A 26187-nucleotide genomic window follows, 5' to 3' on the forward strand; every position below is an offset into this window, starting at 1 on the left:
ATGTGCCACGCGGATTTTTGAAGCAATTTCATTCCGATATTTTTCATACAAAATCCCGGCGACATGTCGGCGGGCCGGTCGGGCGCCGGCCGATTCCTGTTCCTTTACCGTGCCAACGGAAACCAGCCGATGAACCATCGCGTCACGCAGTTGACCGGGTTGCGCGCCGTCGCGGTCGCGATGGTCGTCGTCGGTCACGCCGAGCATGTGCTGCCCGGCGGCTATACGGGCTGGTACGCGCCGTTGCGGCTGATCGCCGACGGCCGGCTCGGCGTGCTGATCTTCTTCGTGCTGAGCGGTTTCCTGATCACCAACGTGCTGCGCGCCGAGTTCGCGCGCACGGGCGGCATCGCGCTGACGTCGTTCTACGTGCGCCGGGCGCTGCGGATCTGGCCGGCCTGCTATGTGTATCTCGCGGCCGTTGCGCTCGTCGCGTTCACCGGCGGGGTCGACGTCGATCGTCGGCAGTGGCTCTATGCGGCGCTGCACCTGTGGAACTACTCGGCGTGGTTCGGGCTGACCGGCGACAACGCGCTGCACCCCGACGGCGCGTGGTATCTCGGCCATTTCTGGTCGCTCGCGCTCGAGGAGCAGTTCTACTGGTTCTGGCCGTTGCTGTTCGTGCTCGGCATCCGCCGCGCCGGCACGCGCTGGCTGGCCGCGTTGATCCTGGTCGTGCCGCTGGTACGCACCGTCACGTATTTCGTTGCGCCGGCGCTGCGCGGGCAGCTCGGGATGATGCTGCACACCGGTGTCGATCCGATCCTGATCGGCTGCTATGCGTCGCTCAACCGCGAACGGCTCGAAGCGTGGATCGGCTCGTGGCGCGGCGAGGCGCGCATCGTGACGGCGCTCGTCTTCGTCGTGCTGATCGGCATGCCGCTCGCCGAGCACCGGCTCGGCGGCTTCTGGAATGCGACGTACGGCGTGACGCTCGAAGCCGCGCTGATCGCGATCGTGATCGTCGTGCTGAATTTCCGCGGCGAGTTCTGGTGCGCGCGGTGGTTGCGTACGCGGCCGGTCGTGTTCGTGGGTACGATCTCGTTCAGTCTTTATCTGTGGCAGCAGCCGTTCGCGAACCCGCATCTGCCGGTCGCGCATGCGTTTCCGCTCGGCATCGTGTGGGCGCTGGCGGCCGCGACGGCCAGCTACTTTCTCGTCGAAAAACCGTTCCTGCGGCTGAAGGATCGCTATACGGCGCGCGAGGCGCGGCGTGTGCGGGATGACGCGTTGCGGATGCCGGCGCCGACCGAGGCGATCGGGGCGAAGGTGGTGGAGTAGGTGGGGTAGCGCCGCGATTCACTGCGGTCTTACTGGAAGCGCTTCATTGCGGCGGGCGAATACCAGAAGTTCCGGAACATGTCGATTCCATAGGCCTTGCCGTCGTAGTGGACGACCGTGCGCACCGTGCGCTTGCCCGTATCCGAGTAATCACCGTTCTTGCGCTGCGTCGTCGTGATGTGCGCCGTGATCGACAGGTCGGCAAAGCCGTGGCTCGATGTTTTCTCGACGGCGATCGTCATACGGGCCTCTTCACTGCGCGCATCGCCGACGCCAGGGCCGCAGGCATCGCCTTCGACGCTGATCCATCCGTAGAGGTTGGTGCCGAACACCGGGCGGATTCGGTTGCCTTCGCGAATCCACAGCGTCAGTTCTTCGCTCGCATTCGCGTCGGGGCAACTTGGCCCGCGTGCGCTGCTGGTAAACACGACGCCGAACGCCCGTACGTCGGGCGACAGCCGGTAGGGCGCCGTGTCGATGCGGTAGCTGTTCTCGCCGATTTCCGTTGCCGCATCCTCTTCGACCACCGATCGATCGGCCGCCACGACCTTGCCGCCCTCGACGAGCGCGACGACCTGAAGCTTTTTGCTTTCATCGGGATGCTTGCTCTTCGGCAGCGAATCGAACGCGACGGCGGCGATCGTCGTTTCCGGCGCGTTCGGCATCGCCTTGCATGACGATGCGACGACGAGCCGGTCCGCGTCGCGCGTGGCGATGCGCGCGCTCGCGACACCGGCCCAGCGGGCGACGGCTGCGACGACTGCGTCGCTGCAAGACTGGCTGTCGGCAGCGTGAACGACGGGGGAGGCGACGAGCGTCAGCATTGACGCGAAGCGCAAGATTCTCATTGTCGCGATCAAATGTGTCTTCATCGGTATTCGTGGGCGTTGCCTCCCGACCCACTTCCGTCGGTCGATTCCAACAGGATTGACGTTCGGCATTGACGGACCATCGGTCGTTCAGGATGGCGGGCATGCGTCGTTCGCGATCGAAGCGGGTGCACGGAGGTTACCGTCGACAGGTGCACGAGACGGCTTGCTTCGCGGCGCGAACACGGCGCTCGGCATTCGGCACACTCGTCGGCTCGCGGCACGACGCAGCACATGGTAATGAGGCATTCCGTCCCGGTCGATGTGCACGGCCGATACCGACGGACGGCGCTTTCATAGATCGACAACTGACGCGCCGTTCACCTTCCCGTCGACGATATCCTTGCCTTGCTGCCGGGCCGCCCGCCTCGCCACTCCAAAGTCGGAGAACGTGTGGGGCTGGTTCAGTCGGAAAACACGGCTTGAAGGCGCGCTTGCCATCGAGGCCGGGCGAGATATGCGCACGGCGATGTCATACCCTTCGGCGTAACGGGAATGCCTGTCAAAGCGATGGAACGTGCGGGAGAAGACAAGGGGATGAAGTTCGTACCCCTTATAGAGAAGAAACGGATAGGTTGGCATGTTGGTTGCTCCATAAGGGGAAGCCCACTATACACGGAACGGTTGGGGCGGGGTGACGCGGATGACGAGGCGCGCATCCGCACTCGTCGCGGCCAGCCGAAATAAAGTGGTTGCCTGTCCGGCGATACGCGTATGATGGTTTCATCCGAGCCGCATGTGCATATCGATGGCTTCCCGTCCTCCAGCCTGGGCCGCACCCCTGGCTTGCGCACGGTATTTTCCGTCTCTTCGACCCGCGGTGCCGTGCGGCATGCATCCGTCGGAACCGGCTCCCGTGCCGCCGTTCGAGCGAACCCTGGTGTTCTCGCTGGGCATCGATTCAAGATGCAAATATTAATCAAAGGCGGCGAACATGAGCTGGTACTGCGATGTGGAGCGCGAATTGGTACATATCAGGCGGTCGATCGGGCTGCTTGAACAAGCCCAACACGCCTTCGTCAACAAATCGTCCGTAAGTGATCCTTCGTATTGGCGGATCAGGCTCAACAAACTCCGCAAGCAATCCAACCGAAACAGGATCCTCGAGCTCCAGGTGGACGAGCTTTTAGGGCGCATCGACGGAATTCAAGTTCCGCGCTGCGGCAAATAGGCCTCTGTTCGGTCGCCCTTGTTATTCCGCGGCTGCACGCGTAACCGGGGGCAGCTCGAGCAAGCCGATTTCAAATTCAGGAGCAACATCATGATTGACGCCAGCCCAAGCAACACGTTTCGACATCTCCCGCTCTCGCCGGAGCAAGACGCGGAAATCCGGCATTACATCAAGAGGAAGGAGCAAAGGGGCGAGCAATGGGATACCCAGGAACTGGCAATGATGCTCGGCGACATGCTTGCGCCTCCGCCGAGCGACGATGAGAAGCCGGAGCCCACCGTTGAAGAAACGAGACTGGCCTGCGAGTTTGCATTGGCATCGATCGACGAAGCCATGGGATCTGTTTCCGCCAGCGAAGAACGGCTCGCCGCGGTGGAGGCCGAGGAAATGAAACACCCCAGAGGATAGGGCATTGCCGACGCCCATGTGTCACGTCCACGATTGTGAAGGACAAGAAAAAAGGCCCTTGCGGGCCTTTCGTGGACGAAGGTGAGGGCAGCGCTTACCGCGTCAACTGGGTAAAACCATCCAGCAACCGCTCGACATCGGCCGCCTGAATCGCGCCCATCGTCGAGATCCGGAACAGTTCCTTCGACAGCCCGCCTTGCCCGGCGTAGATCACGAAGCCGCGCGCCTTCAGCCCGTCGTGCAGGGTTTCGTACGTCACACCCTGCGGCAGCCTGTACGCACGCAAAACGACCGACGACTCGCCTTCCGGCAGCACCAGCGGCATCCCGCGTGCAACAAGCCCCGCCTGCGCCTGATCGGCAAGCGCCTTGTAATGCGCATGCCGAGCACGCCAGCCGCCGGCCTCATCGAACTCGCGCAGCGCCTCGACCAGCGCGTAATACGCATGCACGGACGGCGTAAACGGCGTATTCCGCTGATCCTGCAGCTTCGCAAGCCGCCCGAGATCGAGATAGTACGTGCGGCTCGCGGCCTTCGCGAGCGCACTACGGCGCACGATCACGAACGCGGCACCCGGCACACCATGCAGGCACTTGTTCGCGGTCGCGGCAACCGCATCGATGTCGCCACCTGCAAAATCGATCGCTTCCGCGCCGAAGCTGCTGACGCCGTCCACGAGCATCTTCACGCCGCGCGCACGGCACACCTCGGCGATGGCGCCGAGGTCGTTCAGCCGGCCGGTCGTCGTTTCATGATGGATCACCGCGACATGCGAGTAGCGGCCCGCGTCGAGGCGAGCGCCAATCTGCGCGACATCCGGCGCCTGCATCCACTCGTGCTTCAGCACATCGTGCGCGATGCCGTACTGCGTGGCGATCTGCGTGATCCGCTCGCCGTACACGCCGTTCTCGATCACGAGCAGCTTGCCGTCCTGCGGCACGAGCGCGGCGATCATGCTTTCGACGGCGGCGGTGCCCGAACCGGTCATCAGCACGGCGGCCCATTCGGCCGGGTCGAGTTCATACGCGGCAACGAGCCGCGCGCGCGCTTCATCCTGCAAGTCGAAGAATTCGCCTTCGCGATGGCACAGGTCGGGTTGCAGCAGGCTGCGGCGCACGCGTTCGGAGAGCGTGACCGGGCCGGGGTTCAGCAGCAGCATCAATGGGCTCCTTCGACGTGGGCTTCGGTCTGCGCGGCGCCGATGTGCCGCATCAGACGGGTCTTGACCTCGACCGGCGTGACGGTCGGGCGCGGCAGGCCGTCGGGCACGCCGGTGCGGATCGCAATGCGCACGAACTGTGCACCGTCGCCCGTGGCAGCCAGCGCCGCATCGAGCACGTCAAGCGTATCGCCTTCGACCGCCGACGCATAACCGCACGAAGCGGCGACACCCGCGAACGACACATGCTGCGACACCGTCGCCTGGCCGCCCGTCGATTCGTGCGCGCCGTTGTCGAGCAGCACGTGCGTGAGGTTGGCCGGGCCGTAGGTGCCGAGCGTCGCGAACACGCCCATGCGCATCAGCGCGGCGCCATCGCCGTCGACGGCCACCACGCGCAGGTCGGGCCGTGCGAGCGCGAGGCCGAGCGCGAGCGGCGTCACGCAGCCCATCGAGCCGACCATGTAAAGCTGGTTCGGGCGATCGTCGAGCGCGTAGAGTTCGCGGCCGCAGAAACCGGTCGACGCGAGCACGACGGTCGAATCGACCGGCGTATGCGCGATCACGCGCTGCAGCGCGTCGTGACGGGTCGGCCATGCATCGGCCGACGCGGCGCGCGCCGACGATTGCGCGGCGACGTGCGCGCGCGGCGTCGCGGCCGGGTTCGCCTTCAGTTCATACGGCGCGACGCTGCCTTTCTGCATCACGAGCGCGTACGGGCGGCCCGTCGCGTCCATGTGCGCGATCGCGCGGTCGAGTGCCGGGCCGACCTGTTCCGGGTCGGTCGGGAACGTCTCCCACGGAATCTCCATCGTGTCGAGCATCGCGGGCGTGATCGGGCCCATCAGCGCGTGCTGCGGCTCGTCGGCCACGCCCGGCTGGCCGCGCCACGTGACGATCAGCAACTGCGGCAGGCGGAACGTCCAGGTGAGCGACGTGAGCGGGCTCACCGCGTTGCCGAGCCCGGAGTTCTGCATCATCGCGATCCCGCGCTTGCCGCCGAGCGTCGCGCCGGCGATCAGTGCGACCGCGTCGCCTTCGTTCGCGGCCGACACGTAATGCAGCGTCGGGTCCTGCAACACGTAATTGATGAACGGCGTCAGGTACGAGCAGGGCACGCCCGCGTACCAGTCGAAACCGCGTTCGCGCGCGGCCTCGACGAACTGGGCCGCTTCGATCATTGCGCGCCCCCGTTGGCGGTGCCCGGCTCGGACAGCGGCGTCTGGCCGTGCGCGAAATCGCCCGCGCGGCGGAAGTCTTCGAGGTCGTTGACGCCGCGCCAGTGGCCGTGCACGTACTGCACTTCGATCTTCTCGCCGGCGGCGATCAGTTCGTTCAGCAGCGACGGGATGTCGAGCGTGTCGAAATCAGGACGCGCCTGCAGCGTCGCGAGCATCGCCTTCAGGCGGTCGACGCCGGCGCCGCGCACGTTCAGCAGGCCGATCCAGCGGCCGTGCGGCGTGCCCGCGGCGACGTCGCTCGACACGCGCTGCAGGTAGGTCTTCTGGCCGAACAGGCCGCGATCGTCGGCCGCCGAGCAGAGGGCGAAGTCGCGCACGCTCTGGTTGGTCTCGGTGAGCGACGAATCGACCACCACGCTGAACTCGGCCTCGCTCTCCGCGAGGTCGCGCACGATGTAGCTGCGGAACAGCAGGTCGCCGTACGAGATCACGGTGTCGCCGGTCAGGCGGTCGGCCGCGCAGGCGAGCGATGCGAGCTCGCCCGTCTGCGCATGGCGCTCGTTGACGACGAGCTTGATGCCCGACGTGTCGATCGCATCGGCGCGATAGCCGCCGACCACGGTGATGTCGTTTACGCCGTGCGTCTTGAAGCCGTCGACGAGCCAGCGCAGCAGCGGCTTGCCGGCGACCGGCAGCATGACTTTGGGTTTATCTTCGGTGACGGCTTCGAGGCCCTTGCCGCGGCTCGCGGCGAGCACGATCGCCGCATTCGACGCGCGCGACGACGAAGACAGGTAGATACGCTCGGCAGCCGAGTACTCGTCGGCGTCCTGCAGGCGGAAGATCTCGTTGACCGATGCGACGCGGTCCTCGACGTTGATCAGCGTTTGGCTCTCGTAGATCTCGCGCGCGGTCGCCTGCATCGCGGATGCCGACGCGCGGATCAGGTGGTTCGCCCAGATCACGGTGCTGATGCCGGCCTGGCGGAACACGTCGGTCGGCGTGCTGTAGTACTTGGTCGGCACGATCACGAGCGGCGCCTTGCCGCTCCATTCGCGTGCGAACTGCAGGATCTCGTCGGGACGCGACAGCTTGCTGTGGATCAGGATCGCGTCGGCGCCGGCTTCCGCGTACGCGTTCGCGCGGCGCAGCGCCTCGTCCATCCCCCAGCCCGCGATCAGCGCTTCGACGCGCGCGACGATCGAGAAGTCGGGGTCGGTCTGCGAATCCTTGCCGGCCTTGATCTTGCCGCAGAATTCGTCGATCTCGGCGAGCGGCTGGCGTTCGCCGCCGATGAAGCTGTTGGTCTTCGGAAACTGCTTGTCCTCGATGCACACGCCGGCGATGCCGCGCTGCTCGAGCTTCTTCACGAGGCGGCGCACGTTGTTGAAGTTGCCGTAGCCGGTGTCGCCGTCGAGCAGGATCGGCAGGTCGCTCGCGTCGGCCATGAATTCGAGCACGTCGACGACCTGGGTCCAGCTCGCTTCGTTGTTGTCGCGCACGCCGAACTGCGCGGAGATCGCGAGGCCCGAGGCCCAGATGCCCTTGAAGCCGGCCTCGCGGACGATCCGCGCGGACAGGCCGTTGTGCGCTTCCATCAGGAATTCGAGATCGCTGCTGACGAGCATGCGGCGCAGGCGCGCGCTGCGCGATTCGGTGAAGTTGGGTTCGCGTGCGTTCATCGTGCGGCTCCGGCGGTAGTGCGTTGAATCAGGGGAAGAATGTCTTGCGTCGCGCGTGCGACGTCGTTCGGGAAATCGATCTCGATCCACGGCGAGCCGGTGACGTCGGCGACGTCGAACGAATGGCCGCCTTCGAGCAGCAGGTCGCGCACGGCTTCCTCGTGCGGCATGTTCGCGCGGCCGCTGTCGACGTAGCCCGCGACGATCGTCGCGAGGCGGCGCGCGGTGCCTTCGGTGAAGCGGAAGAAGCCGACCGATTCGCCGATCGTGTCGTAGTCGAGGTCGACCGCGAGCTGCTTGCGCAGCTCGACCGGCACGCCGTTCTTCAGGCACAGCTTGACGGGCTCGTCGCCGGCCTCGAAGTCGCGGTCGATCAGCAGGCGGTCGACCGCGCGATCGGAATCGGCCACCAGCGCGTGCAGGATGTTCTCGTCGTACAGCACGTCCGCGTCCATCAGCAGCACGTCGCCGCCGCGCGTCATCGCCTCGGCGACGGTATGCACGGTCAGCACGCTGCCGAGGTCGTAGCGGTCGTTGATCACGATCTCGGCGGTGCGGCCGAGGCGCTTCAGTTCCTGCTCGACCTTCTCGTGCTGAAAGCCGAGCCCGAGCACGATCTCGTCGACGCCCGCGGCGTCGAGCACGCGCAGATGGCGCTCGAGCAGCGACACGTCGTCGAAGCGCAGCAGGCACTTCGGAAACTGCGCTTCGGGCGGTTGTTGCAGGCGCAAGCCGAGGCCTGCCGCAAGAATGATGGCTCGCATGGGTTCTCCAACCAAAAAGCCGGCGATCTGAACGATCAGTCGGCGAGCGGCTGCGGCGCACGGCGCCGCTGCCAGTTTCTTTCACTGAAATGCAGATAGAGCAGGCCGGGCAGGCCGAGCGCGAGTTCGCGCGCACGCTTCGCGAGCGACAGCGCGAGCGCCGCGTCGGGCGGCAAGCCGACCAGCGGCGCGAGCAGCAGGTAGCCGCCTTCCTGCGCGCCGAGCGAGCCCGGGATCGCGAAGGCCGCGCCGCGAATCGCCTGGCCGACGCTTTCGAGCAGCAGCGCGTCGAGCCAGCTCACCGGATGCCCGAGGAAGTGCAGCGCGAGCCACACTTCCGCGGTGCCGACGATCCAGCCGACGAGGCTCAACGCGAAGGTCTTCGCGACTTTCGCGCGATCGCGGTACAGCGCGCCGACGGCGCCGTCGATCGCGTCGGCGCGCGTGGCGAGCGACGACCAGTCGCGCGGGCCGAGCAGCTTCGACGCGAGGCGCAGGCCGCGGCCGAACAGGCCGCGCCGCTGCGCCAGATAGAACATCACCGCGAGCGCGCCGAGCACGCCGGTGGCGATCAGCGCGGGCGTGCGCAGGTGCGCGACCGACTCGTGCGTCGCATACAGGCTGAACGCGGCGATGCCGATCAGCGCGAAGGCCATCTGCGAGAGCGCCTGCATCGTCGTGCCGACGGTCACGGCGGCGGCCGCGTCGGCCATCCGCGTACCGCGCTGCGCGAGGTGGCGCACCATCAGCACGGGGCCGCCGATCTGCCCGGCGGGCAGCAGGCTGTTCACCGATTCGCCGACCCAGCGCGCGCGCAGCGCATTGCCGAGTTCGGCGCCCGGCTGCCCGCGGCGGAACATGACCGTAATGGCTACTGCGTCGATCACGAGCGGCACGACGTGGAACGCCGCGACGAGCGCGAGGCCCCAGCCGGCCGCGAGGAATGTGGACGCCACCGCGCCGACGCCTTGCCAGGCCAGCAGGGCGATGAAGAGTGCGGTCCCGAGGGACAGCAGGATGAGGCCCGCGCGTGTCATGACCCGCTCGTGCGTCGCGTCGCCAGCTGCTTGAAGACCTGGCGGAAACCGAAATACGCGATCGCGTCCTTCATGTTCGAGATGAAGCGCTTCCACGGCCGCATGCCGGGGTTGGTCACGTATTCGAACGTGAGCGACACGCGCATCTCGTTCTGGCCGAGCGGCGTGATGCGGTGGCGCAGCTTGTCGCCGTCGAACAGCACGATGCCGCCGTCGGCGATCTGCACGGAGCCCGGTTCGTCGGGCACGTCCGGATTGCGCGTATGCAGCTCGTAGTCGAGCCGGCACGACGATTCGTCGATCACGCCGATCAGCAGCGTGTAGCGGCGGCCGTCGTAGTACGACGTGTCGTAGTGCCAGCCGATGTGGTCGCCGGGTTTCGTGTAGTAGTAGAGCGCGTACGCGTGCGGATCGTCGTCCGGCGACAGCATCAGCTTGTCGCCGGTGATTTTCTCGAGGAAGCCGATCAGCGCCTTCGAGCGATACAGCTCGGCGATGTACGGCGCCTGCTCGTCGATCGTATGGCGGCTCACGCTGCCGCCCTGCTTGTGGCCGGGCAGGTAATTGCGGTTCAGGCCGGCCTGCATCGCGCGCGCGGCATCCGCCAGCTTCGCGTGCGCGTCGGCCGGCAGGAATGCGTCGAGATAGAGGAACGAGCCCTGGCGCGTGTAGTCGCCGCGCAGGCGCTCGAGGTCGAGCCGGCCGACGCAGTCGGCCACGGTGCGATCGGGATCGGCCGCCGTCGCGCGCACGGGCGCGGGGCGTGCCGGGCTCAGCACGGAATCGTCGCGCGTGCTAGGAGTCATTTGGAAGCCTGGATTTCGGTTGAATTCTGCGAAAGGTCGCCGCGGTTGCCGCGCCGCACGACGCGCCACCAGTCGATCACGACCCAGGCGGCGAACAGCGGGGCGCCGATCGACGCCGCGAGCAGGAACGGCTGCACGCCGTCGACGAGCGTCACGATCGGCAGCAGGTACAGCACGTCCTCGGTCTCGAAGCCGCCGGCGAACGCCTGCTTGGTGCCGGCCTTGCCGGCGATCGATTCGATCCGCATGCGCAGGAAGAAGATCAGCGCGACGGCCGCGCCGGCCACGGCGCCGAGCAGCACCGGCGACGCGGCCATCTGGCCGCCCTGGGCGACGATGCCGACGCCCATGCTGACGAACAGCGCGACCGTGACGAGCGCATCGGCCGCGAGGTCGTAAAAATGACCGATCTTGCTGGACTTGCCGCTGATGCGCGCGAGCTCGCCGTCGGTATGGTCGACGAAGTTCGACAGCACGATCAGGAACGCGCCTGCATTGCTCCAGCCGAAGCCGCCGTGCGCGAGGCACCAGGCGCCGGCGAGGCCGATCAGCAGACGAAGGGTAGTGAGGTGATTCGGGGTGACCGGCGTATCGACGAGCGGTCGGACAAGCGAGCGCGCGAGCCGCGCATCCCACGTGCGTGGCAGGGGCGGTTCGGGGTGTGTGGCGGTTTTTCTTTGGTCCATCGGCGAAATATATACGGAATTGTAATTTGTTGCTTTTTATTCGATCAATGTCCTGACATGCGGGAGTGTTACCGCGTCTTGCAGGCATCGGCCGGTTCGAAAACGCACCTGCGAACGAGGCCGCCGACCGGGCGGCCGGACCCACTTTCCAGTGTGGTCCGCATCGCGCGGCTGTCAAGGCCGCACGGGCTTCGCGGGCCGGCCGGCGGTGCGCGATGGACCGGAGCTTGACCTCCGTCAGGCCGGGAAAGAGCGCAGCGGGCGACAATCGGCCACGCCGGACGGGTGTCGTCCGTTGCCGAACCAAAGGCCGTCAATGTCGAGGGACATCCGTCGATTGATGCGCGACGGCCGGCGATCGCGAACCGGCGATTCCGCCCCGATGCTTTCACGTACCTTTCGCGCGCATCGGGCAGGCCGATCGCCTGTCACGGAACGGTCGTTCGATACCCGGCAAATCCGGCAAGGATCTTTTGCATCCAGCGGACATTTCGCGACGTTCGCCTCTGCGATACTCCGACCGTGCCCGTGGTGCCGGGCCGCCCCTCGCGGCCCCAAGGGCTTCGCGTCGCTCAGGAGACACCCCCCGCGACGTCAACGACAGACCAAAGCGTCAGATAACCAGCCATGTCTTCATCACGCATCCTCGCTCCCGCCCTGCGTTCGCTCGTCCGCACCGCCGACGAAGCCGCCGCGCTGATCCGCCCCGGCATGACCGTCGCCATGAGCGGCTTCACCGGGTCGGGCTATCCGAAGGCCGTGCCGGCCGCGCTGGCCGCCCATATCGACGCGGCGCACGCGCGCGGCGAGGACTTCCGGATCAACGTGCTGACGGGCGCGTCGACCGCACCGGAACTCGACGGCGCGCTCGCCCGCACCGACGGCATCTCGATGCGGCTGCCGTACCAGTCCGACCCGACGTTGCGCGACAAGATCAACGGCGGCGAAGTCGATTACCAGGACGTCCACCTGAGCCACGTCGCGCAATACGCATGGTTCGGGCTGTACGGCGATCTCGACGTCGCGATCGTCGAAGTCGCGGGCATCCGCGAGGACGGGCTGCTGATTCCGTCCGCGTCGATCGGCAACAACAAGACCTGGCTCGAGCGCGCGAAGCACGTGATCCTCGAAGTGAATGCGCGCCAGCCGCTCGGCCTCGACGGGATGCACGACATCTACTACGGCACCGCGCTGCCGCCGCACCGCAAGCCGATTCCGCTGACGAAGAGCGACGACCGGATCGGCGAGCCGTACCTGCGCTGCCCGGCCGACAAGATCGTCGCGATCGTCGAAACCGACGCGCCGGACCGCAGCAATGCGTTCACCGCCCCCGACGCGACTTCCAGGCAGATCGCGCTGCAACTGATCGACTTCCTGCGCCACGAAGTGAAGCGCGGCCGCCTGCCGGAAAACCTGCTGCCGCTGCAGTCGGGCGTCGGCAACATCACGAACGCGGTGCTCGCGGAACTGAGTTCGGCCGGCTTCTCGAACCTGACGGCCTACACCGAGGTGATCCAGGACGGCATGCTCGACCTGCTCGACGACGGCACGCTGAGCTTCGCGTCGGCCACCGCGCTGTCGCTGAGCCCGGCCGCGGTGCAGCGTTTCGCCGACGACATCGCGACGTTCCGCGAGAAGATCGTGCTGCGCCCGCAGGAGATCAGCAACCATCCGGAACTCGTGCGCCGCCTCGGTTGCATCGCGATGAACGGGATGATCGAGGCCGACATCTACGGCAACGTGAATTCGACGCACGTGATGGGCACGAAGATCCAGAACGGCATCGGCGGCTCGGGCGACTTCGCGCGCAACGGCTATCTGTCGTGCTTCATGTCCGCGAGCACCGCGAAGGGCGGGGCGATCTCGCGGATCGTGCCGATGGCGAGCCACGTCGACCATACCGAGCACGACGTCGCGGTGGTCGTCACCGAGCAGGGGCTGGCCGACCTGCGCGGCCTGTCGCCGAAGCAGCGCGCGCGCAAGATCATCGCGACCTGCGCGCACCCGGACTACCGCCCGATGCTCGAGGATTACTTCGAGCGCGCGTCGCGCGAAAGCTTCGGCAAGCACACGCCGCATCTGCTGGCCGAAGCGCTGTCGTGGCACGAGCGCTACGTGCGCACCGGGACGATGAAGGCCTGACGAGCGGGCCGGCGGCGGGCGCGCGCCCGTCGCAGTCGAGCGACGGAATGCCGGGCACCCGCCGCAGGAACAGCGTCGACAGCTCCATCGCGAGCGTGGCGCCCGCGTCGATCACAGCAGTTTGAGCGGGCTGCCGGGCGTGCTCGTCGCGCACCTCGGCCGCGGACGGCGATGGTGCGGCGGCGCGGCGGGATACGACGCGGGGCCAACGGTTTCACGGGGGCCCGGACTTGTCTTGATGGAGTCGAGCGACTATCTTGCAACCTCAAGCGAACTTGAGGTCAAGCATGAGCCGACTGGACATTGCGGACGTAGCGCGGCGCACGGGACTGCCTGCATCGACGCTGCGTTATTACGAGGAAAAGGGGCTGATCGTCCCGATCGGCCGGCATGGGCTGCGGCGGCAATACGACGAGTCGGTGCTGGAGCGTCTGGCGTTGATCGCGCTCGGCCGCGAGGCCGGTTTCTCGCTCGATGACATCCTCACGATGGTCGGCACCGAGGGCCGGCCGGCGATCGACCGCGCGAAACTCGATGACAAGGCCGACGAGCTCGACCGCACGATTCGCCGTCTCGGCGCGGTGCGCGATGCGCTGCGGCATGCGGCCGCATGCCCGGCGGCGAACCATCTCGAATGCCCGTCGTTCCAGAAGCTGCTGCGCATTGCCGCGCATCGTTATCCGGCGCGCCGCGCGAAGCCGGAAGGTGCGTAGGCAGCGAGCCCGCGCGAGGCAGGATGCGCCGCGATAGCCGTGCGACCGCAGGACGGCGACGTGGCGACGTCACGGGGCCGACGTGCCGAATGCGACGAGGCGACGTCGCCCGTGCAGGCTTCGGCGTCCGCGAAACAGCCGCGCCTGCTCATCCCGCGTAATACACGCGGCATTCCATTTCGCGCCCGCGCACGATTCGCTTGCCGACGAGTGCGCCGTACGTTTCGGTGAACACGGTGCGCTGGTGCTCGCACTGCACGGCGTCGTAGAAGTAGAGCGAGACCCAGTCGGTCGGGCGCCCGGCTTCCGGTGTGCGCATGGCGGCCTGCTGGCTCAGCGCCGTGAAATGCCAGCCGCCCTTGGTCATGTGCATCACGGGCGGCGGCACGTAACCGTCCGCGTTCGGGCGCCGGTGCGTGAGCGTCGGCAGCACGCCGGCGGCCGCCTTGTTGCGGTACTGGCGATCGATGTAAAGCAGCAGTTCGACCGGCGGCTCCGTGCCGGGGCCGGCGTTTCGCATGTGACCTTGCCAGCGTCGGCGGCGGCTCAGCACGTCGTCGAGCGCGGCGCGGATGCCGACCGCGCGCCGCGGGCCGACGCCCGCGATCGTTTCGAGCTGGCCGTTGCGGGCCGCGCGTTCGAGTTCCTCCAGCGTATCGATGTGCAGCGCGTCATGAATGCGCAGCGCGAGCGCGTGACCGATGCCCGGCACGGCTTCGAATGCGGACGCGCGTTCCGCGTCGCCGCGCAGGCGGTCGAGCTGGCGCCAGCGGCCGGTCACCAGCAGCTCGGCGATCGCCTGCGCGACGCCCGCGCCGACGTCGGGCAGCGCGCCGAGCGCCTCGACGCCGCCGGTTTCGAACACGGTGCGGACGTCGCGGTCGAGCGCATCGACCGTGTCGGCCGCCGCGCGGTACGCGGCGACCCGGTACGGATTCGCGCCCTGGTCGACGAGCCGTTGCGCGGCCTCGCGCAGGCAGGCCGCGATAGGCTGGTTTTCCTCGTACGTCTGGCTGACGGTCGACTGCATGGCGAGGGACCCGAAAAGCACAAACGGAATGGCTGCGGCGAGCGATGCGCCGGTCGGCTTTCAACCATTGTCGTGACGCGCGATGAAGAAAACTTGATGTGCGTCAATGGCAAACGTAGCACAGGCGCGCCGTGCACGGTCATGCAGCATTTCGGCACGACCGTGCGCGGCGCGCGATGCGGTTACGCGTCGAGAAACGACTGCGCGTTCTCGGCCTCGGCGGCCGTGCGCAGCGCGGCGAGCGCCCGTTTCTCGATTTGCCGCACGCGCTCGCGCGACATTCCCGCATCCTGCGCGATCGCGTCGTAGGTGTCGGGCTCGGCGCCACCCAGGCCGAACCGCCGGCGCAGCACGTCGGCCTCGGTCGGCGTGACCGACCGCAGCAGCGACAGCACGCATTCGCGCATGCGCGTGTCGGCCAGTTGCTCGAACGGGCTGGCCGATGCCCGATCCTCGATCAATTCCACGAGGCCGGTATCCGCATCGGGCAGCGGCGTGTCGAGCGAAACCGGCTCGGCCGGCAGCGCGAGCACCGCGCGCAGCTTGTCTTCGTCGAGGCCGGTTTCGGCCGCGAGTTCGGCCGGCGTGGCCCGACGGCCCGTCCGCTGGCGAAAGCGCAGCACATGCCGCTGCACGCGCTGATACTGGTCGCCGACGTGCACCGGCACGCGGATCGTGCGGGAGCGATCCGCGACCGCCCGTGCGATCGCCTGGCGGATCCACCACGTCGCATAGGTCGAGAACTTGAACCCGCGCCGGTATTCGAATTTCTCGATCGCGCGCATCAGGCCGAGGCAACCGTCCTGCACGAGGTCGGACAGGTCGACGCCGCGGTTCAGGTACTTGCGCGCGATCGACAGCACGAGCCGCAGGTTCGCCTCGAGCATCGCGCGCGTTGCATCGCGCACCTTTTGCTGGCCGTCGCTCAGCGCCGCCGCGAGCGCGCGCCGTGCGACCGCATCGAAGTGCGCTGCATCGACCGCCGACGGATCGTGCGGTGCGCTCGCGAGTGCGCGCACGGTACGGCTTGCGTCGTCGACGGCCGGCGCGACCCAAGCGAGCGAGCCGAGCAGGGCGGCCACGTGGTTGCGCGCGTCGCGATATTCGTCCGAACGGCTGCCATGCGCATGCAGCGCGCCGCGCAGCGCCGAGACCGCCGCGTGCAGCGCATCGTAGCGGGCGGGCGCCGGCGTATCGTCGTCGCCGTCGGCCGACCCGGTCGCGCCTGTCGTGCGATGACGCTCGAGCAGCACGTCGACCGCGGGCGGATAGCCGGCGATCGCATGCAATACCTGATGACGGCCCGTCTCGATTTCGCGGGCGAGCGCGATTTCGCCTTCGCGCGTGAGCAGCGGCACCGCTTGCATGCGCCGCATGTAGAGCGCGAGCGGATCGGTCGACGCGCTCGTGCCGCGTGCGAGGTCGCCGAGCATGGCCCTGCCTTCGTCGAGCGCGTCGCGATCGACCTCGACCGGCGCCGCGCCGGCGAACGGTGCGGGCGCGGCCGGCTCGTCGAGTACCGCGATGCCGATGTCGGCGAGCGCGGCGCGTACGACGTCGAGCGCATCGGGGCTGTCGCTTTCGGGCGGCAGCGCGTCGACGAGGTCGGCGTGCGTCAGATAACCCTGCTCGCCGGCGAGCGCCAGCAACTGGATGATCGGATCGAGCGGTGTGTCCGCCCGGAGAGTGGGGCGTGGCGTAGTCATGTCGATGGCGGCGCGAGCCGCGTTCCTGTCTGGGCGGGCCGAAGCTCGCCGGTTTGCGGTTGCCGGTGGATCGCGGACGCCCGTCCGCGCCGGTCAGCCCGACATCGTTCAAGTTGAGGGCATTTGCGCCAACTTCAACGCCGGCGCCGCGGACGGGCCAGCACGCGGCGTGCCCGCGCGGCGCGCCGGAGCAGGAAACAAAAAGTAACCGATCATACGCGCGGAAATCCGCAGGGGACGTAAGCTAGAGTCACGCGCGCCGCCTGGCGGTGGCGCACGGATTCTGCCGGAGTACGAGATGAACCCGATTCCCGCCGCGAGGCCGGCCGTCGTCGCGCTGGCCGCACTGATGCTTGGCGGCTGCTACTACACGAGCCCGTACGGCTATGCACCTTATTACGCACCCGTGCCCGCCACGGTGACGCAGCGCGAGATTCCGGCTGCACCGGCCACGCCTGGCCCGGCCCAGTCGACCGTGCCGCAAGCGCAGGTCGACGCCGGCACGGCGGTGCCCGTGTATGTCGCCCCGGCCTACGTGCCGGCGCCGTATCCGTATTACTACCCGGCGTACTACTCAGGCTGGTACGGGCCGCCCGTGACGATCGGCTTCTGGGGCCGCTGGGGCGGCGGCGGATACTGGGGCGGGCGCGGCGGGTACTGGCATCGTCCGTGGGGTGGCGGGCATTGGGGTGGCGGCCATGGGGGCGGCGGCCATCGGCACTGACGGGCGCGCGGCGGCGCGGGAGAGCATCATGTTGAACACGATTGTCCGAAGTCTGTGCGTCGTCCTGGCCGGCCTCGCGGCCGTGCCGGGCGTCGCCGATGCGCAGAGCAGCGCTTACACGAATTCGCCGGCCGAGCTGTTTGCGGGGCCGGCGCCCGATTATCCGGTGGTCGCGCAGATTCCGCCCGGCACCGCGCTGGACGTATTCGGCTGCCTGAGCGACTACACGTGGTGCGACGTCGCGCTGCCGGGCGTGCGCGGCTGGATCGATGCGCAGTTGCTCGACTATCCGTACCAGGGCAACTATGTGCCGCTGCTCGAGTACGGCGCGATCATCGGTGTGCCGGTGACTGGATTCGCGATCGGCGCGTACTGGGACCGCTATTACCGGCACCGCCCGTGGTATCCCGACCGCGATCGCTGGGCGCGCCGTGCGGAGCCGCGGCTCGGCCCCGGCGGCATGCCGCCGGGGCAAGGGCGGCCGCGGCCGGGCGCACCGATGCAGGTCGCGCCGGCCGGCCCGCCGCCCGTGCATGACACGCGGCCATCGGCCACGCGCGGCGGCTGGAACGGCGCGAATCGCGTGCCGCCACCGGCTGCGCCTGCTCCTGCACCGACACCGATGCCGGGTGGAGTGGGTAATGCGCGTCCGGCCAGCCCGCCAGCGCCGACCCCGATGCCGGGTGGGGTGGGTAATGCACGTCCGGCCAGCCCGCCGCCGGCCGTGCCGCGCCCGTCATCGCCCATGCCGGGCGGCGAGGGCCACATGATGCCGCCGCCGGTGCGGCAGGGAGGCGGCGGTTATGCGCGGCCGCAAGGCGGCGGAAATGGCGGCGGTAATCGCGGCGCAGGCGGTGGCCCCGACGAATTCCGTCACTGAGGGCGCCGGTGCCGCGGCTTCTCCGGGCACCGGACGAAAAAAAGCCGCTCCGAAGAGCGGCTTTCGGATCGGGCGAACGGGAAGCGGGCAAGCCGCTACCCGCCGCCTGTAGCGCGTCGCATCAGTCGTCGAGCAGGGACAGGTCGCGTACCGCACCCTTGTCGGCCGACATCACCAGCTTCGCGTATGCCTTCAGCGCCGCGGACACCTTGCGCGGACGCGGCTGGGCGGGCTTCCAGCCCTTCGCGTTCTGCTCCTCGCGGCGGCGCGCCAGTTCCTCGTCCGACACCAGCACGTCGATCGTGCGGTTCGGGATGTCGATGCGGATGCGGTCGCCGTCGCGCACGAGGCCGATCGCGCCGCCCGCTGCCGCTTCCGGCGAGCAGTGGCCGATCGACAGGCCCGACGTACCGCCCGAGAAACGGCCGTCCGTCAGCAGCGCGCATGCCTTGCCGAGGCCCTTCGACTTGATGTAGCTGGTCGGGTAGAGCATTTCCTGCATGCCCGGGCCGCCCTTCGGGCCTTCGTAGCGCACGATCACGACGTCGCCGGCCTTGACGTTGTCGTTCAGGATGTTCTCGACCGCTTCGTCCTGCGATTCGGTCACGTGAGCCGAGCCTTCGAACACGAGGATGCTCTCGTCGACGCCGGCCGTCTTCACCACGCAGCCGTCGAGCGCGATGTTGCCGGTCAGCACGGCGAGGCCGCCTTCCTTCGAGAACGCATGCTCGTACGAGCGGATGCAGCCTTCGGCGCGGTCGAGGTCGAGGCTCGGCCAGCGCGTGTTTTGGCTGAACGCGACCTGCGTCGGAATGCCGGCCGGGCCGGCCAGGTAGAACGTGCGGACCGCTTCGTCCTGCGTGCACACGATGTCCCACTGGTCGAGCGCGTCCTTCAGCGTCGGCGCGTGGACGGTCGGCACGTCGGTGTGCAGCTTGCCGGCGCGCTCGAGCTCGCCGAGGATCGCCATGATGCCGCCTGCGCGGTGCACGTCCTCGATGTGGTACTTGTTCGTGTTCGGCGCGACCTTGCACAGCTGCGGCACGGTGCGCGACAGGCGGTCGATGTCCTTCATCGTGAAGTCGATGCCGGCTTCCTGCGCGATCGCGAGCAGGTGCAGGATCGTGTTGGTCGAGCCGCCCATCGCGATGTCGAGCGTCATCGCGTTCTCGAACGCCTTGAAGCCGACCGAGCGCGGCAGCACGCGTTCGTCGTCCTGCTCGTAGTGCTGGCGCGTCAGTTCGACGATGCGGCGGCCGGCGCGCTTGAACAGCTGTTCGCGATCGGCGTGCGTGGCGACGACCGTGCCGTTGCCGGGCAGCGACAGGCCGAGCGCTTCGGTCAGGCAGTTCATCGAGTTCGCGGTGAACATGCCCGAGCACGAGCCGCAGGTCGGGCACGCCGAGCGTTCGACTTCGGCGACGTCGGCATCCGAATACGACTGGTCGGCCGCGATCACCATCGCGTCGACGAGGTCGAGCTTCTTCAGTTCGATGGCTTTGGTGACCGGGTTCGCGAGGCGCGTCTTGCCGGCTTCCATCGGGCCGCCGGACACGAAGATCACCGGAATGTTCAGGCGCATCGCGGCCATCAGCATCCCCGGCGTGATCTTGTCGCAGTTCGAGATGCATACCATCGCGTCCGCGCAGTGCGCGTTCACCATGTATTCGACCGAGTCGGCGATGATGTCGCGGCTCGGCAGCGAGTACAGCATGCCGTCGTGGCCCATCGCGATGCCGTCGTCGACCGCGATCGTGTTGAATTCCTTCGCGACGCCGCCCGCGGCTTCGATCTCGCGCGCGACGAGCTGGCCGAGATCCTTCAGGTGCACGTGCCCGGGCACGAACTGGGTGAACGAGTTGACGACCGCGATGATCGGTTTCGAGAAATCGTCGTCTTTCATGCCGGTGGCACGCCACAGCGAGCGCGCACCTGCCATGTTGCGGCCGGCGGTGGAGGTTTTGGAACGGTAAGTGGGCATGGTGAAAGCTGAAGAAATATCGCGGGAAAAGGGTGGAGGCTCGGGAATAAAGGCCTCTCTCGCGCCCGTGCGAACAACCTCTTGAGCTGCGCCCTGGGCAAACTTCGCGATTATCCCACAGCCGCCGGGCCCGTGGCGCCGGCGGGAGCGGGCGAGCGGCGCGCCGGACAGCGGCCATGCTCCCCCGGCGCGCCCGGGCTCGCCGGCACGCAGCCCGACGCAGGTCATTGCCGGCGCAACCGGCGCGCGGCTTCACCGCCCGTTCTGCCGATGGTGAAGCCGCGCCGTGCGGCTCGATCGCGCGTCAATCGAGCAGCGTCAGGATCTCGTCGTACAGCGCCTTCGGAATCCGCACGCCGTTTGCGATGCTGCGCGCGCGGGCGTCGAAGCGCCGTTGCGACGGCAGCCGCGCGCCTTGCGCGACGATCGATTCGAACATCCGCTCGCCGCGCGCAAGCCCCGCGTCGAGCTCGTCACCGAGAAACACCTTCGGATCGAACGCGATCACGAGTTCGCCGTGGCACGGCGTCGCGCCGACGCCTTCGTCGAAATCCATCGATTCCCGGCTCGTCATGTCGCCGATCAGCGCGCCGCCGAGCAGCTCGACCATCGCCGCGAGCGCCGAGCCCTTGTGCCCGCCGAACGTGCGCATCGCGCCCTGCAGCGCGGCTTTCGGATCGGTGGTCGGCTGGCCATCCGCGTCGATCGCCCAGTGCGACGGAATCGCCTTGCCCTGTTTCGCATGCAGCTCGATGTCGCCGCGCGCGATCGCGCTCGTCGCGAAATCGAACACGAACGGCTCGCCGCCCGGGCGCGGCCACGCGAACGCGATCGGGTTGGTGCCGAACACCGGTTCGCGGCCGCCTTCCGGCGCGACCCAGCTATGGCTGGGGTTCATCGCGATGCCGACCAGCCCTTCGGCGGCGATCGCCTCGACCTCGGGCCACAGCGCGGAGAAGTGGTAGCAATGGTTGATCGCCATCGCGGCGATCCCGTGCTGCTTCGCCATCTCGACGAGGACGGGCAGCCCGGTCTCGAAGCTCAGCAGCGAGAAGCCGCGATGCGCGTCGACCGCGACGATCGATGACGACAGCCGGCGCAGCGTCGGCACGGCTTGCGGATCGACCTTGCCTTTCTTCAGCGAGCGCACGCAGACGAGCAGCCGGTACACGCCGTGCGAATGGCACTCGTCGCGCTGGCCCTGCGTGATCACGTTGGCGATGGCGTGCGCATGCGCGTCCGACATCCCGTTGTGCGTCAGCACGCGCAGCGCGAGTGCGCGCACTTCATCGAGCGACAGGACGACTTCGGTTGCGCGCTCAGCCATGGTTCACCTCGCGCGGGGCGGGCACGCCGTCGATGCGTTGCGGCACGTGCAGCGGATTGCCGCTGCGAATCGCGTCCGGCAGCAACGCGTCCGGCACGTCCTGGTACGACACGGGGCGCAGGAAGCGCTCGATCGCGCGTGCGCCGACGGACGTCGTGCGCGTGTCGGACGTCGCCGGGAACGGGCCGCCGTGCACCATCGCGTGGCCGACCTCGACGCCCGTGCCGAAACCGTTGACGAGAATGCGGCCGGCCTTGCGTTCGAGCGTCGGGCGCAGCGCGGCGAACAACGCGGCGTCGCCGTCGGCGAGATGCGCGGCGATCGTCAACTGACCTTCGAGCGACTTCAGCACGCGATGCAGCGTGCCGGCATCCGGGCAGCGCACGATCAGCGATGCGGGGCCGAACACTTCGTCGCGCAATTCGCGGTGCGCGACGAACGCATCGGCGGACGTCGCGAACAGCGCCGCGCGGGCCTGGTGACGGCCGCCTTCCGCGCCTTCGGCCAGCAGCTCGACCGCATCGTGATCGCGCAGCGCCGCGACGCCTTGCGCGTAGCTCGCGTGGATGGCCGGTGTCAGCATCGTCTGCGCGGCGACGGCACGCACGGCATCGGCCGCCGCGGCTTCGAATGCGCGCAGCGCGGGGCCGTCCACCGCGAGCACGAGGCCTGGATTCGTGCAGAACTGGCCGGCGCCGAGCGTGAGCGACGCGACGAACTGCGCTGCGATGGTGTCGTGACGGGCGTCGAGCGCGGCGGGACACAGCAGCACGGGATTGATCGAGCTCATTTCCGCATAGACGGGAATCGGCTCGGCTCGCGCGGCCGCGATATGCATCAGCGCGACGCCGCCGCGGCGCGAGCCGGTGAAGCCGACCGCCTTGATGCGTGGATCGGCGACGAGCGCCTGACCGATCTCGCGCGACGCGTCGAACAGCAGCGAGAACACGCCGGCCGGCATCCCGCATTCGCGCACGGCCTGCTGGATCGCGCGGCCGACGAGTTCCGACGTGCCCGGATGCGCGGAATGCGCCTTGACGATCACCGGGCAGCCGGCCGCGAGCGCCGACGCCGTGTCGCCGCCGGCCACCGAGAACGCGAGCGGGAAGTTCGACGCACCGAACACGGCGACGGGCCCGAGCGCGACGTTGCGCAGGCGCAGGTCGACGCGCGGCAGCGGCTTGCGCTCGGGACGCGCCGGATCGATCCGCGCGTCGAGAAAGCCGCCATCCCGGACGAGCGACGCGAACAGCGCGAGCTGCCCGACCGTGCGGCCGCGTTCGCCTTCGATGCGTGTGCGCGGCAGCCCGGTTTCGACGACGCAGCGCTCGATCAGGTCGTCGCCGAGCGCCATGATGTGGCGGCCGATCGCGTCGAGGAACGCGGCGCGCGCGTCGGGCGACGTTTCGCGATAGGTGTCGAACGCGTCGTCGGCGAGCGCGCACGCCGTTTCGAGGTCGTGCAGGCTCGCGCCGCCGAACGCCGGTTCGAGCGGTTCGCCGGTGGCGGCGGCGAGCGCGTGGAGGGTGCCGTTCTGTCCGGTGACGGCCGACGGGCCGATCAGGAGCTGACCTGTGAGTTGCATGGTTTTCCTCGGAAAAGGCAGGGCCGGGCGTACTGCGCCCGGCCGTTGGAAGGGGAAAAGGGCTGAAAAAGGGCGCGGGCGCGTCAGTCCTCGTCGTCGTCGAGTTGCAGCTTGTCGGCGCGCACGCCGGTGTTTGCGCCCCAGTAGTAGATGACGAGTGCGACGGCCGCGACGACGACCGTGTCGTACGGATGCGCGAGCCGGCCCGTGCCGCCGAAGCCGCCGAGATACGACAGCACGATCATCGCTGCATAGAACGCGATCAGCCACGCGGACGAACGCACCTGTTCGGCGAGGCTCAGCTGCGCGGTCGGCACCCAGCGGCGGCACGCGAGATAGATGACGAACATCACGATCTGCAGCCCGAGCAGCCAGGACACGGTGCTCCAGCCCGACCAGTAGACGATCAGCGCGGCGATCACGAACGACGCGGGGCCGGTGACGCCGAACGCGCTGGCGCGGAACGGCCGCGGCAGGTCGGGCGCGGTGCGGCGCAGCGCGGCGACCGACACGGGCGCGACCGCATAGCTCAACACCAGCGCGGCCGACACGATGTTGATCAGCGCTTCCCACGACGGAAACGGCAGCGTCCAGAAGATCGCGAGGCCGAACGTGAGCCACAGGCCCGCGCGCGGGATGCCCGACGCTTCGTCGACGCGCGTGAACACCTTGAAGAACGTGCCCGTTTTCGCCCAGCCGTAGACCACGCGCGGCGTCGCGTTCATGTAGATGTTGCCGCAGCCGCTCGGCGAGATCATCGCGTCGGCGACGACCATCACCGCGAGCCAGCCGACGCCGAGCGCAAGGGCGATGTCGCGGTACGGCAGCGAGAACGCCTTGCTCACGTCGTGCCAGCCGGCGGCGAGCATGGCCGTCGGGATGCTGCCGATGAACGCGAGCTGCAGCAGCACGTAGATCAGCGTCGACAGCAGGATCGACAGGATCAGCGCGATCGGGATCGTGCGCTGCGGATTGCGCACCTCGCTCGCGACCGACACGATCGGCGTGAGTCCGAGATACGCGAAGATGATGCCGCCCGCGGACACGGCCATCTCGATGCCCGGCATGCCGAACGGCGCGAAGCCGTGCACGGTCAGGTTCGCGGGCTTGAAGAACGTGAACAGCACGCCGATCACCGCAAGCGGCACGATGAACTTGAAGACGCTGATGATGTTGTTCGCCTTTGCGAACGTCTTCACGCTCGAATAGTTCAGGTAAAAGAAGAAGCAGAGCAGCGCGGCCTGCACGAGCCAGCCGAGTGTGGTCGGGTCGCTCGATCCTTCGATCGTCAGGCCCGGAAACCACGCGGCCGCGTACTGGCGCGCGGCGACCACTTCGATCGCGATCAGGCTCGAGAACGCGATCAGCGTGATGAAGCCCATCAGGTAGCCGAGCAGCGGGCCGTGCGAGAACACCGGGTAGCGCACCACGCCGCCCGCGCGCGGCAGCGCGGCGCCGAGTTCGCAGTAGACGATGCCGAGCAGCAGCACCGCGAAGCCGCCGAGCAGCCACGAGAAGATACCGGCCGGGCCCGCGATCGTCGATACGTGACTCGCGGCGAACAGCCACCCCGAACCGAAAATGGCGCCGAGACCGATGAACGTGAGATCGGTCAGCGACAGCTGTTTCTTGAACTTGCCGTGACCCGCGTCGGGGTGCGCGGAACGGGAAAGCGGGACGGACGGGTGTGCGTTGCCTTGGCCTGGCATGGGCTTGTCTCCTGGAGGGAATATCGGCACAGGCTCGATGTGCGCCGCGCTCCGACGGAGCAGTGGCGCTCGCCTGCAGGCCGGCGTCGCCCGGTTCGAACGACCGGGGCGGGCTGCGGCCCGTTCACGCGCGGCGCGACGCCGGGGTTGGCGTGAACGGCCCGCAGGCCATGCCGGACCGGGGACGGCGGCGCGTAGCGGGGCAAGCCCGCGCACCGCCGCCGGGGGCGTCGATCAGAGACCGACGTCGGGCAGCACCGGGCGCGTTTCCAGCGCCTTCGCGACGATCGCCTTCACTTCCGCGAGCGTGTCGCCTTGCAGCGCGAGGCGCGGCGGACGCGTGATCGCGCTGCCGCGGCCGACCAGCTCTTCGCACAGCTTGATGCACTGCACGAGGTCCGGGCGTGCGTCGAGGTGCAGCAGCGGCATGAACCAGCGATACAGCGCGAGCGCTTCATCGAAGCGCTTCTGCTTCGCGAGGCGGAACAGCGTCTCGCCTTCCTTCGGAAATGCGTTCGACATGCCCGACACCCAGCCTTCGGCGCCGACCGCGATGCTCTCGACCACGACGTCGTCGAGGCCCGCGAACAGCACGAAGCGATCGCCGACCGCGTTGCGCAGGTCGATGAAGCGGCGCGTATCGCCCGACGAATCCTTGAAGCAGACGATGTTCTCGCAATCCTGCAGCGCGATCAGCACGTCGGGCGTCACGTCGTTCTTGTAGATCGGCGGGTTGTTGTAGACCATCACCGGCAGGTCGGTGCTCGTCGCGACCGCGCGAAAGTGCGCGGCGGTTTCGTGCGGTTTTGCCGAGTAGACGAGCGCGGGCATCACCATCACGCCGTCGACGCCGACGCGCTGCGCTTCGCGCACCGTGTTGCGCGCGAATTCGGTCGTGAATTCGGCGATGCCGGCGATCACCGGAACCTTGCCGCCGGCCGCGTCGCGTGCGGCCTCGATCACCTGGAGCTTCTCGCTCGTCGACAGCGACGTGTTTTCGCCGACCGTGCCGCAGACCACGAGGCCCGACACGCCGTCGTTCACCAGGTTCTTGACCACGCGGTGCGTGGCGTCGATGTCGAGGGAAAAGTCCGGCTTGAACTGGGTGCTGACGGCCGGGAAAACCCCGGTCCACTGAATGGCGTTTCGGCTCACTGAAATCTCCTACGTGTTCGTATCGGTTGGCCGACAGGCGTCGGTGTGGCAACCAGTATCGCCGCGCAAACGCCCATCACGCTTGAGTCGTATCGCGGAGCAAAATGACGAAATCGGCACAGCGGCCGGCAGGGGCGCCGGGGGCGCGTTGCACTATGCCGATTTCGTCGTCGTCCTCATCGAAAAGCCAC

General features: G+C 68.0%; 23 protein-coding genes. 7 read left to right on the forward strand and 16 right to left on the reverse strand.

All coding sequences use genetic code 11. The features are described 5' to 3' along the window. The first annotated feature begins 129 nt into the window (after nt 1-129). Nucleotides 130-1281, forward strand: a complete 1152-nt coding sequence (locus tag CFB52_RS20980; protein WP_099317892.1) for an acyltransferase — start codon at nt 130-132, stop codon at nt 1279-1281. Nucleotides 1282-1310: 29 nt separating this feature from the next. Here CFB52_RS20980 and CFB52_RS20985 read toward each other — a convergent pair whose 3' ends face one another. Further along, the gene (locus tag CFB52_RS20985) at nt 1311-2129 is read right to left on the reverse strand and encodes a multidrug ABC transporter ATPase (protein WP_099317332.1); all 819 of its coding nucleotides are present in this window, start codon (nt 2127-2129) and stop codon (nt 1311-1313) included. Nucleotides 2130-2444: 315 nt separating this feature from the next. Continuing rightward, the gene (locus CFB52_RS20990) at nt 2445-2732 is read right to left on the reverse strand and encodes a hypothetical protein (protein WP_099317333.1); all 288 of its coding nucleotides are present in this window, start codon (nt 2730-2732) and stop codon (nt 2445-2447) included. A gap of 352 nt (nt 2733-3084) precedes the next feature. Here CFB52_RS20990 and CFB52_RS20995 point away from each other — a divergent pair, with 352 nt between their 5' ends. Together CFB52_RS20995 and CFB52_RS21000 are read left to right on the forward strand one after the other, a co-directional pair. Beyond that, entirely contained in the window at nt 3085-3321 is a 237-nt protein-coding gene (locus CFB52_RS20995; RefSeq protein ID WP_059582368.1) for a hypothetical protein, read from the forward strand. Between the two features lie 90 nt (nt 3322-3411). Continuing rightward, nucleotides 3412-3729 (forward strand): hypothetical protein, encoded by a 318-nt coding sequence (locus tag CFB52_RS21000; protein WP_059639304.1) that lies wholly within the window; start codon nt 3412-3414, stop codon nt 3727-3729. A 94-nt stretch (nt 3730-3823) separates the two neighbouring features. Here the strand turns inward: CFB52_RS21000 and CFB52_RS21005 are convergent, their stop codons facing one another. The 7 genes from CFB52_RS21005 to CFB52_RS21035 are packed head-to-tail and all read right to left on the reverse strand — an operon-like array spanning nt 3824 to nt 11044. Beyond that, nucleotides 3824-4888, reverse strand: coding sequence for a 2-aminoethylphosphonate aminotransferase (locus CFB52_RS21005; protein WP_059582362.1), 1065 nt, complete (start codon nt 4886-4888; stop codon nt 3824-3826). Next, a complete protein-coding gene (gene aepY / locus CFB52_RS21010) occupies nt 4888-6069 on the reverse strand; it encodes a phosphonopyruvate decarboxylase (protein WP_059582360.1) in 1182 nt (393 codons plus the stop codon). The genes CFB52_RS21005 and aepY overlap by 1 nt, the downstream gene beginning before the upstream one ends. Further along, nucleotides 6066-7751: a phosphoenolpyruvate mutase gene (aepX, locus tag CFB52_RS21015; protein ID WP_089465543.1), complete on the reverse strand. Its 1686-nt coding sequence runs from the start codon at nt 7749-7751 to the stop codon at nt 6066-6068. The genes aepY and aepX overlap by 4 nt, the downstream gene beginning before the upstream one ends. Then, entirely contained in the window at nt 7748-8515 is a 768-nt protein-coding gene (locus CFB52_RS21020; RefSeq protein WP_059582354.1) for an NTP transferase domain-containing protein, read from the reverse strand. Before CFB52_RS21020 ends, aepX begins: the two co-directional genes overlap by 4 nt. 35 nt (nt 8516-8550) lie before the next feature. Next, a complete protein-coding gene (locus CFB52_RS21025; protein WP_059582352.1) occupies nt 8551-9552 on the reverse strand; it encodes a TIGR00374 family protein in 1002 nt (333 codons plus the stop codon). Then, complete coding sequence (locus tag CFB52_RS21030) at nt 9549-10358, reverse strand: 2OG-Fe(II) oxygenase (RefSeq protein WP_099317334.1); 810 nt, start codon at nt 10356-10358, stop codon at nt 9549-9551. The genes CFB52_RS21025 and CFB52_RS21030 overlap by 4 nt, the downstream gene beginning before the upstream one ends. Next, the gene (locus tag CFB52_RS21035; protein ID WP_059582348.1) at nt 10355-11044 is read right to left on the reverse strand and encodes a CDP-alcohol phosphatidyltransferase family protein; all 690 of its coding nucleotides are present in this window, start codon (nt 11042-11044) and stop codon (nt 10355-10357) included. The genes CFB52_RS21030 and CFB52_RS21035 overlap by 4 nt, the downstream gene beginning before the upstream one ends. Before the next feature lie 627 nt (nt 11045-11671). Here CFB52_RS21035 and CFB52_RS21045 point away from each other — a divergent pair. Continuing rightward, nucleotides 11672-13186, forward strand: coding sequence for an acetyl-CoA hydrolase/transferase family protein (locus CFB52_RS21045; RefSeq protein ID WP_060967634.1), 1515 nt, complete (start codon nt 11672-11674; stop codon nt 13184-13186). A 287-nt stretch (nt 13187-13473) separates the two neighbouring features. Next, a complete protein-coding gene (locus CFB52_RS21050) occupies nt 13474-13899 on the forward strand; it encodes a helix-turn-helix domain-containing protein (RefSeq protein ID WP_099317336.1) in 426 nt (141 codons plus the stop codon). A gap of 148 nt (nt 13900-14047) precedes the next feature. Here CFB52_RS21050 and CFB52_RS21055 read toward each other — a convergent pair whose 3' ends face one another. Then, nucleotides 14048-14929 carry a helix-hairpin-helix domain-containing protein gene (locus CFB52_RS21055; RefSeq protein ID WP_099317337.1) on the reverse strand — a complete coding sequence of 294 codons (882 nt, stop codon included), beginning with the start codon at nt 14927-14929 and terminating at the stop codon, nt 14048-14050. A 182-nt stretch (nt 14930-15111) separates the two neighbouring features. Next, the gene (locus CFB52_RS21060; RefSeq protein WP_059582337.1) at nt 15112-16635 is read right to left on the reverse strand and encodes a sigma-70 family RNA polymerase sigma factor; all 1524 of its coding nucleotides are present in this window, start codon (nt 16633-16635) and stop codon (nt 15112-15114) included. Nucleotides 16636-16933: 298 nt separating this feature from the next. Here CFB52_RS21060 and CFB52_RS21065 point away from each other — a divergent pair, with 298 nt between their 5' ends. Both CFB52_RS21065 and CFB52_RS21070 read left to right on the forward strand, forming a co-directional pair. After that, a complete protein-coding gene (locus CFB52_RS21065) occupies nt 16934-17359 on the forward strand; it encodes a hypothetical protein (protein WP_099317338.1) in 426 nt (141 codons plus the stop codon). A 28-nt stretch (nt 17360-17387) separates the two neighbouring features. Then, the gene (locus CFB52_RS21070; protein WP_060311728.1) at nt 17388-18239 is read left to right on the forward strand and encodes an SH3 domain-containing protein; all 852 of its coding nucleotides are present in this window, start codon (nt 17388-17390) and stop codon (nt 18237-18239) included. A gap of 121 nt (nt 18240-18360) precedes the next feature. Here the strand turns inward: CFB52_RS21070 and ilvD are convergent, their stop codons facing one another. From ilvD to CFB52_RS21095, 5 genes are all read right to left on the reverse strand, one after another. Then, entirely contained in the window at nt 18361-20220 is a 1860-nt protein-coding gene (ilvD, locus tag CFB52_RS21075) for a dihydroxy-acid dehydratase (protein ID WP_099317339.1), read from the reverse strand. 304 nt (nt 20221-20524) lie between these two features. Continuing rightward, complete coding sequence (locus CFB52_RS21080) at nt 20525-21547, reverse strand: Ldh family oxidoreductase (protein WP_099317340.1); 1023 nt, start codon at nt 21545-21547, stop codon at nt 20525-20527. After that, nucleotides 21540-23132: an aldehyde dehydrogenase (NADP(+)) gene (locus tag CFB52_RS21085; RefSeq protein ID WP_099317341.1), complete on the reverse strand. Its 1593-nt coding sequence runs from the start codon at nt 23130-23132 to the stop codon at nt 21540-21542. The genes CFB52_RS21080 and CFB52_RS21085 overlap by 8 nt, the downstream gene beginning before the upstream one ends. An 83-nt stretch (nt 23133-23215) precedes the next feature. Beyond that, nucleotides 23216-24841 carry an APC family permease gene (locus CFB52_RS21090; protein WP_060967625.1) on the reverse strand — a complete coding sequence of 542 codons (1626 nt, stop codon included), beginning with the start codon at nt 24839-24841 and terminating at the stop codon, nt 23216-23218. Nucleotides 24842-25075: 234 nt separating this feature from the next. Then, complete coding sequence (locus CFB52_RS21095) at nt 25076-25996, reverse strand: dihydrodipicolinate synthase family protein (protein ID WP_059582316.1); 921 nt, start codon at nt 25994-25996, stop codon at nt 25076-25078. Between the last annotated feature and the right edge of the window lie 191 nt (nt 25997-26187).

The sequence above is a fragment of the Burkholderia sp. AU18528 genome (genome assembly GCF_002223215.2).
In the GTDB taxonomy this organism is placed as follows: Bacteria; Pseudomonadota; Gammaproteobacteria; order Burkholderiales; family Burkholderiaceae; genus Burkholderia; species Burkholderia semiarida.